Consider the following 5,723-nt stretch of genomic DNA (forward strand, 5'->3'; position numbering starts at 1 on the left):
ACGAGGCCACGGTCGCCGAGGCCAGGCGTCTCGGCGTCCGGATCCTCACCGACGCCACCGTCACCGCAGGTCGGCGCGATCCGGACCTGCACGCCCTCGACGTGACGGTCCGCGGCGAGCCCGTCGACGTGCCGTGCCACCGAATCGTCGCCGCGCTGGGCTTCACCGCCCGGCTGGGCCCGCTGCTCGACTGGGGCCTCGACGTCCGGGACCGGCGGCACGTCGCCGTCGGCACGGACATGCACACCACCGTCCCCGGGGTGTACGCCGCCGGGGACATCACCACCTACGGCGGCAAGGTCCCGCTGATCGCGGTCGGTTTCGCCGAGGCCGCCACGGCCGTGAACAACGCCTGCGCCGGGATGGACCCCGGCGCCGCGGTGTTCCCCGGCCACTCCACCGAACAGTCCGTCCCCGCGCACACCGGGAGCTGAGAATGCCCTTCGTCATCGGCGAGCAGTGCATCGACGAGACCGATCGCTCGTGCCTGGAGGAATGTCCGGTCGACTGCATCTACGAGGGCGAGCGCAAGCTCTACATCAACCCGGTGGAATGCATCGACTGCGGCAACTGCCAGCCCGCGTGCCCGGTCTCGGCGATCTTCACCGACCGCGAGACCGTTCCCGGTCAGGAGCCGTTCGTCGCGGACAACGCGGCGTTCTTCCTCGAGCTGCTGCCCGGCCGCGACCGACCCCTCGGCGTCGCCCCCGGCGGCGCTTCGCTCGTCGGACCGGTCGGTGCCGACACCGAGCTCGTCCGTTCCCGTCCCTGATCCCCGAAGGAGTACCGATGCCCAGGCTCGTCGACCTCACCCGCACCATGGACCCGGAGAACCGGGCACTGGTGCACGAGTCGTTCAAGGCGCTCGAGACGGTGGTCGCCCCGAAGATCCACTACATGAGCCCGGACGGCGAGGGCCGCACCCGGATGATGGACATCTTCGGCTGCGAGCCCGGTGACCTACCCGACGGCGAGGGGTGGGGCGAGGACATGTTGTCCGACATGAACACCCACTGCGGCACCCACGTCGACGCCCCGCTGCACAGCGGCCGGTTGATCGAGGGAAGACCGGCCCGGACCCTGAGCGACATCACGCTCGAGGAGCTGTTCCGGCCCGGGATGGTGCTCGACGTCCGGGAGTGGGTGGAGCCGGGTACGGCCATCCCGATCGACGCGCTGGAGGCCGCGGTCAAGGCGACCGGTCGGGAGATCGAGGAGGGTGACGCCGTCCTCATCCGGACCGGGCAGGAGCGGTACACGATGGCGGACGTCGAGTACTACGACTACCCGGGCATGAGCGGCGACGGCACCCGCTTCCTCACCTCGCGTGGCGCACGGATCCTCGGCACGGACGCGCTGGCCTGGGACCGCCCGTTCCGCGTGATGCGGGAGGCGTTCGAGAGGACGGGCGACCCGAAGGAGATCTGGGACGGGCACTTCGCGGTGCGCGACCGGGAGGCCTTCATCGTCCAACAGATGACGAACCTCGAGGCCCTGCCGCTCACCGGTTTCACGGTCGGCTTCTTCCCGCTCAAGCTGCCGCGCACCAGCGCGGCCCCGGCGCGAGCCGTGGCGTTCCTCGAGGACTGATCCGACCGGGTCAGAGTGCAGGGGGGAGCCATCCGATCTTGCGGGCCAGAGCGACCGCGAAATGATCGGCGACACCCTGAGCGGTCGAGAGGTAGTCGTCGTCGAGGCTCGTGGCGTCGTCGAAGTACCCGCTGATGGTGGCGATGAGGGAGTCGCCGTAGAGCACCGGCAGGTTCATCATCGTCACGTAGCCCTCGGCCCGCACGAGGTCGTGGGCGCCCTCGAAGAGGCGATCGGTCCGGGCGTCCGGCAGGACGACGTGCAGTCGTGTGTCCCACACCTGCCGGACGACACCGGGGGTCCAGCCTTGCGCGATGCGCTCGGCCAGTGCGTCGATGTAGCCCCGGCTGAGTCCTCGGGACCGCAGTATCGGCGCTCGGGCGTGAGGGTCGCTTCGAACACCGACCAGGACGCGGTCCGCTCCGAGGCCGTTCGTGACGGCGACGCAGATCGCGTCGAGCAACCCGTCGAGCGTCGCGGCGGGTTGCGGCCCGATCATGAGGTCGGCGAGGACCTGCTTGTCGACCTCCGGGTGGTGGCGGTCGTCCGGGGCGAGGGCTGGGCCGCCCACCTCACGGATGAGATGACAGGAGTCCGTCGCGCGCACCCCGTCATGCGACTCGACGGTGTCGACCAGGAATCTGAGCGCAGCGCCGTCGTCGGCGAACACGGCGTGCACGAGAACGTCCGAGAACCCGGTGGCCAGGTACACGTGCTCGACCTCCGGCCGTGAGGAGAGGAACTCCGCGACGTCGAAGCGGCGCCCGGGCTGTGTGTGCAGGAGGAAGACCATCCGGCTGGCGCTCGTGTCGACGGGCATATGGGCTCTGACCCGCAACCCGTGCTCGGTCAGCAGGCGGGTGATTCGCAGCCGGACGGTCTTCTCCGAGACGCCCAGCGAGCGAGCCAGCTCGACGTTCGTGGCACGCCCGTCCTGTTCGAGCGCGGCGATCAGGGCTTGATCGAGGCCATCCAACTCCGTCCGGCGGCTTCGCCCGGCCATCACAATCCGTTCCCTCCGCTAGGCCGATCCTGATATCGTCAACAAATGCCCAATAGATGCCGAAAATCGACCTTAACACCTCGGCGGCGTGTCCGTCGAGGCCCGCACCGCCACGACACGCTGAACCGGACGGGGTCGACGGCTCCGCCGTTCTCGTGGGCCTGCGACGGCCCTGACCGTGTCGTCGCGTCGGCGGGGTGAGGCCATGTCGGCTCCCTACCGCAAGGGACTGCACCACCTCGGTCACGGATGCCATGCCTGGCTGCTGCCCGACGGAAGCTGGGGGTGGAGCAACTCCGGTCTGATCACCGGCTCCGGCGCCTCGCTCATGGTCGACACGCTGTTCGATCTGGCCCTGACGAGGGAGATGCTCGACGGCATCCGCACCGTCACCGACGCCCATCCAGTGCGCACGGTGGTCAACACCCACTCCGACGGCGACCACGTCTTCGGCAACGAGGTGCTCGCTGCGTACGACGTCGAGATCGTGGCGTCCGAGCCCGCCGCGGCACTGATGACGCAGGAGGCCGTGGACTCCCTCGCCGCGCTCAAGAGGCTGCAGGGACCTACGGGCGACTTCGCTCGACACATCTTCGGCCCGTTCACCTTCGACGGGATCACCGCGACCGGTCCGGACCGGACGTTCACCGGAGTGGAGAGCCTCGATGTCGGCGGTCGCGAGGTCCGCCTCATCCAGGTCGGCCCCGCGCACACCCCGGGCGACACCCTCGTCCACGTACCCGACGCCCGGTTGCTCTACGCAGGCGACATCCTCTTCGTCGGTGGCACCCCCATCGCCTGGGCCGGCCCGCTGGACCGCTGGATCGCGGCGCTCGACCGCATCCTCGACATGGACGTCGCCACCATCGTTCCCGGACACGGTCCGGTCAGCGGCAAGGACGAGGTCCACGCGATGCGGGAGTACCTCGTCTTCGTCGAGAGCGAGGCGCGCAAGCGTTACGAGGACGGGCTCGGCGTCGACGAGGCGATCGCCTCGATCGATCTCGGCGCCTATCGCGACCTCCCCGAACACGGGCGCCTCGCCCAGAACGTGCTCAACGTCTACCAACAGCTCGACCCGAGCATGGACCGCCCCGACCGGCTGACCGTGCTCTCCCGCATCGCAGCCCTCGAAGGCTTCGCCACCTCGGCTTGATCACCCCGCGACCAAGGAGAACCTCTCGTGAACCTCTTCCTCATCGGCGGTTCCGGCTACATCGGCCGTTCCGTCGCCGAACGGCTGCAGGCCGACGGCCACCGCCTCACCGGCCTGGCCCGCAGCCCGCGGGCCGAGGCCGACCTCCGGGCTGCCGGCGTCACCCCGGTCCCCGGCGCCCTCGGCGACGCCGAGGTGCTCGCCGAGGCCGCGAAGGCCGCAGACGGCGTCGTGCAGATCTCGACCGGCGGCTTCCTCACCCAAGCCCTCGAGACGATCGACGCGACCGTCCGGACCACCGACGTCCTGCTCGATGCACTCGACGGGACCGACAAGCCCTACGTCCTCACCTCCGGCACCGGCCTGTGGATGGACACCGGCATCGCCATCCCCAGCCGCACGGTGACAGAGGACGACCCCATCAGCCCCGCGTACTTCTACGCCCATCTCGGCACCATCCACCGTCGCGTCACCGAGCAGGATCGGGTGCGCGCGATCGTCATCGCCCCCGGCCAGGTCTACGGCCGCGACGGCGGCTACATCGGACCCATCGCCCGCACCTTCGGCGGGGTTCGCCGCCACGGCGTCGTACACGCCGTCTCCACCAGCGACAACGCCTTCACCTACGTCCATGTCGACGACCTCGCCGACCTCTACGCCCTCGTCCTCCGAGACCCCGCCACCCAGGGCTTGTTCCTCGGAGCCGTGGACACCGTGCCGACCCTCGAGATGGCCGAGGCCGTCAGCGTCGCGGCCGGTCTCGGCGGCGCGGTCGAATGTGTCGACTACCCACGGATGCGCGCTCTCAACGGCCGCGCCGGCGAGCTGGACTTCTGGGCCAACGTGCGCGCCTCCGGTGCCAAGGCCATGCGTGAGCTCGGCTGGGAGCCCTCACGTCCCGGCGTCGTCGAGGAGATCACCTCTCTGCCCCGGCCCCTCGAGCTCGAGGCCTACTACCCCGGTCCGCGCCGAAAGGCGGCAGCATCGGCGGTGCGCGCCTGAAGGCGTGATGCCGGACCGGGCCGGCCACGTCAGGACACCGACGCCCGCGGCGGCGGCGACGCCGAGGTCGCCGCGGACGTCGAGCAGCAACGGCTCTGCGGCGACCAGCCAGACCACCGACTGCGCGAGGTAAGTGCAGCACGCTCACGCGGCACGCGGCGGCGATCGAGTCCGGGCCCCACCCCCCGACGGCCTGCAGCGTGAGCGGCACCGCCCCGAGGACGGCGACCGGCAGGCCGATCCACGCGACGCGACGTAGGAGCGGCAGGTGGAGCCGGGGTCGTTCGAGCACCCGCGGCCTGCCTGCCCAGATCCCGGTCAGGACCGGGGCGACGACGGTCAGCATGCTCACCGGGAGCAGCGGGACGTACCCCGCGAGCCGCACGACCACGCTCTGCACCGGGGTCCGGTCGGCGACCATGCCGCGCTGCGGCACGCGGACACGGTGGCGGCGCGGGCCGCCTGCCCGGATCGGCCGGACGGCCTCACCGGGGCCGCGATCAGGCGTCGGTGGGGACCAGGCGGAGCGTGGTGGCGGCCGCGTCGTCCTCGGTCATCCGCTCCGCCGAGCCGCCGTAGCGCGCGTACTTGTCGCGGTAGGCGGCGTCGACGGCCTCGCGCCGGTCCGCGCCGACGTCCTCCACCGTCACGTCCACCTCGACACCCGGCAGGTCGACATCCGGTAGCACGACACCCGGCACCCGGACCCGTGCCCGGGACGTGGCGACCGCGCGTCCGTACCAGCCGGTGTCCCGGCGGTGCCAGGTCCGGACGAACACCTCGCCTCCGACGCGCACGACCCACACCGGCACGGCCCGGCGCAGGGTCCCGTCCGCGAGGGGCACGGCCACGTGCAGCTCGTCCGCCGCGTCGATCGTCGCCAGCTCGTCCGACGTCCACTTCGCAGCCATGCCGTGATCGTGCGCGTCGGGCCGCGGGTCCGCCACCGCCGGCCGAACGGGGGACGGGTGT

Annotated in this window: 7 protein-coding genes; 5 read left to right on the forward strand and 2 right to left on the reverse strand. The window is 71.0% G+C overall.

What is annotated here, in order from left to right; genetic code table 11:
- The 3 genes from H5J29_RS18935 to H5J29_RS18945 all read left to right on the forward strand — a co-directional run.
- On the forward strand, positions 1-434 hold a 434-nt coding region (locus H5J29_RS18935; RefSeq protein ID WP_181782321.1), incomplete at its 5' end, for an NAD(P)/FAD-dependent oxidoreductase.
- Between the two features lie 2 nt (positions 435-436).
- Positions 437-772: a ferredoxin family protein gene (locus tag H5J29_RS18940; protein ID WP_181782322.1), complete on the forward strand. Its 336-nt coding sequence runs from the start codon at positions 437-439 to the stop codon at positions 770-772.
- 17 nt (positions 773-789) lie between these two features.
- Positions 790-1,590, forward strand: coding sequence for a cyclase family protein (locus H5J29_RS18945; RefSeq protein WP_181782324.1), 801 nt, complete (start codon positions 790-792; stop codon positions 1,588-1,590).
- Positions 1,591-1,600: 10 nt separating this feature from the next.
- Here H5J29_RS18945 and H5J29_RS18950 read toward each other — a convergent pair whose 3' ends face one another.
- Entirely contained in the window at positions 1,601-2,566 is a 966-nt protein-coding gene (locus H5J29_RS18950) for an AsnC family transcriptional regulator (RefSeq protein ID WP_181782326.1), read from the reverse strand.
- Between the two features lie 232 nt (positions 2,567-2,798).
- Between H5J29_RS18950 and H5J29_RS18955 the strand changes: the two genes are divergently transcribed.
- Positions 2,799-3,749, forward strand: a complete 951-nt coding sequence (locus H5J29_RS18955; RefSeq protein WP_181782329.1) for an MBL fold metallo-hydrolase — start codon at positions 2,799-2,801, stop codon at positions 3,747-3,749.
- Positions 3,750-3,776: 27 nt separating this feature from the next.
- Positions 3,777-4,751, forward strand: a complete 975-nt coding sequence (locus tag H5J29_RS18960) for an NAD-dependent epimerase/dehydratase family protein (protein ID WP_181782331.1) — start codon at positions 3,777-3,779, stop codon at positions 4,749-4,751.
- A 500-nt stretch (positions 4,752-5,251) separates the two neighbouring features.
- On the opposite strand, the gene H5J29_RS18965 is transcribed toward H5J29_RS18960, so the two are convergent.
- Positions 5,252-5,723, reverse strand: a 472-nt coding sequence (locus H5J29_RS18965; protein ID WP_220187624.1) for a DUF2255 family protein, incomplete at its 5' end; no start/stop codon positions are given.

This window comes from Pseudonocardia pini, from assembly GCF_013870575.1.
GTDB lineage: Bacteria > Actinomycetota > Actinomycetes > Mycobacteriales > Pseudonocardiaceae > Pseudonocardia > Pseudonocardia pini.